This window comes from Brevibacterium sp. LAARM3_SD1 (assembly GCF_057364765.1).
Window position 1 is genome coordinate 1 of record NZ_JBNFOL010000070.1, and the last position, 2,075, is coordinate 2,075.

Consider the following 2,075-nt stretch of genomic DNA (forward strand, 5'->3'; position numbering starts at 1 on the left):
CGCGCGAGGTTGCTGGGCCGCCGTCGGGTAGTAATTGGGAGGGAAGGTCAGGACGGGTCCTCCTGCGCGAACGGCGCGGAGGCCCGGTCGAGACGGTCGACCTCGTCGGCGCTGAGCTCAAGACCCGGTGCGGCCATGACCGCATCGAGCTGCTCAGGGGTGCGGGCCGAGGCGATCGGTGCCGTCACGCCCTTGGCCAGCAGCCACGACAGCGCCACGGTCGTCGGGGCGACCTTGTACGAATCAGCGATCGCGACGAGGTCGTCGATGACTTTGAGTCCCTCGGCATTGAAATATCCCTGCACCATCCCGCCCCGGTCGGCCCCTTCGAGGTCGGCTTCGGCGCGGTATTTGCCGGTGAGGAAGCCGGCGGCGAGGCTGAAGTACGAGAACACCGCGAGATCGCGCCGCTCGGCCACCGGGGCCAGATCGGTCTCGAACTCCCGCCGATAGACGAGGCTGTACTGCGGTTGGATCGCGACCGGCTTGACCAGCCCTTCGTCTTCAGCCGCTGCGAACCACCCGGCCAGACGCGCCGGCGAATAGTTCGACACGGCGATATGCGAAGCCTTACCGGAACGGACGATCTCATCGAAGACGCGGGCCACCTCGGCGATGGGGGTCACCTCATCATCACGGTGGGCATAGTAGAGGTCGACGTGATCGGTCTGCAGGCGCTCCAGGGAGGCATCGATGGCGGTGCGGATGTAGTCGGGGTCCTGCGTCTTGTGGTCGGGATGGTCGCCGACCTTCGTGGCGATGACGATCTGATCCCGGTTGCCCCGTGACGCCAGCCAGGCGCCGATGATGGTCTCGGATTCGCGGCCGGTGTTGCCAGGCACCCAGGCGGGATAGGACTCGGCGGTGTCGAGGAAGTTTCCGCCGCCGGCGACGAAGGCGTCGAGAACGGCATGGGACTGCGCTTCATCGGCCGTCCAGCCGAAGGTATTCGTGCCGAGGTTGATCGGGAAGATGGACAAATCGGTGCCGGGAATCTGGACTTGCGTCATGGTGCTCCGTTTCGTTCTCGGGTGAGGGCCACCTCGACGAGGCGGCTCACCGTTGACAACGGCTCTTCCCCAGTCGGAAATTCCCGGGCCACCGAGATCGGGGAAACGTTGTGCGGCCGTGCACCATCATTTGAGCAGTCGGTCCATCCTGCGGTCGGACAGCTTCTTCCCGCCGGTCTGACAGCCGGGACAGTATTGGAGGGATTTGTCGGCGAATGACACCTCGGCGATGGTCCCCCCGCAGACGGGGCACGTCTCACCTGTGCGGCCGTGAACGGAGAATCCGCGCTTCTTCGCAGTTTTGAACTTGCCCGGCGGCAGGCCGATGAGGTTAGTGCGGGCGGTGTCGAGCACCTCGGTGATGGCGTTGTGCAGCGTCTGCGGGTCGACGGTCTTCGCGGTTGCGAACGGGGAGAGCCGGGCGGCGTGGAGGATCTCGTCGGTGTAGGCGTTGCCGAGGCCGGCGATGATTCTCTGATCTTCGAGGACGGTTTTGATTCGAGACGTCGACTCGGACAGTGCCTCAGCGAGTCCGTCGACGGTGAGGCTCAGTGCGTCGGGGCCGAGCGATGCGAGAGCGGGCACCTCGGTGGGGTCGCGGACGAGTGAGACGGCGGCGTTCTTCTTCGACCCGGGTTCGATGAGGTCGAACGCGGCCCCCGAGGCCAGGCTCACGCGCATCCCCAACGGCCCCTTGCCCATCCGGATCGGGCTGCTCGGTGCGGTGTCATGCCAGGTCAGCCAGCCCATTCGGGCGAACCGGCAGACGAGGTTGAGCCCGTCGAAGCCGATGATGAGGGCTCGCCCGCGGCGGTCCACCTCGGTGATTTCGAGTCCGACGAGCGCATCGATGCTCGGGTCGACGGTCTTGAGCAGGCTGAGCTCGGCGATATCGGCACGGGTGACGAAATCGCCGATGAGCCGCGGACGCAGAAACTCGACTAGGGCGTCGACCTCGGGCAGTTCCGGCATGAGACCAGTATGCGCCCCGTCAGCCGATCGCAACAGACCCTCCCTAATTGCTACCCGACGGCGGCCCAGCAACCTCGCGCCAGGTTGCTGGGC

The 2,075-nt window shown here is 65.9% G+C and carries 2 protein-coding genes; both read right to left on the minus strand.

All coding sequences use genetic code 11. The features are described 5' to 3' along the window. Positions 1 to 47: 47 nt before the first annotated feature. On the minus strand, positions 48 to 1,010 hold the full coding sequence (locus AC2W7L_RS18470; protein WP_486005633.1) for an aldo/keto reductase: 963 nt from the start codon (positions 1,008 to 1,010) through the stop codon (positions 48 to 50). Positions 1,011 to 1,136: 126 nt separating this feature from the next. Next, positions 1,137 to 1,982: a DNA-formamidopyrimidine glycosylase family protein gene (locus tag AC2W7L_RS18475; protein WP_486005634.1), complete on the minus strand. Its 846-nt coding sequence runs from the start codon at positions 1,980 to 1,982 to the stop codon at positions 1,137 to 1,139. Positions 1,983 to 2,075 lie beyond the last annotated feature (93 nt).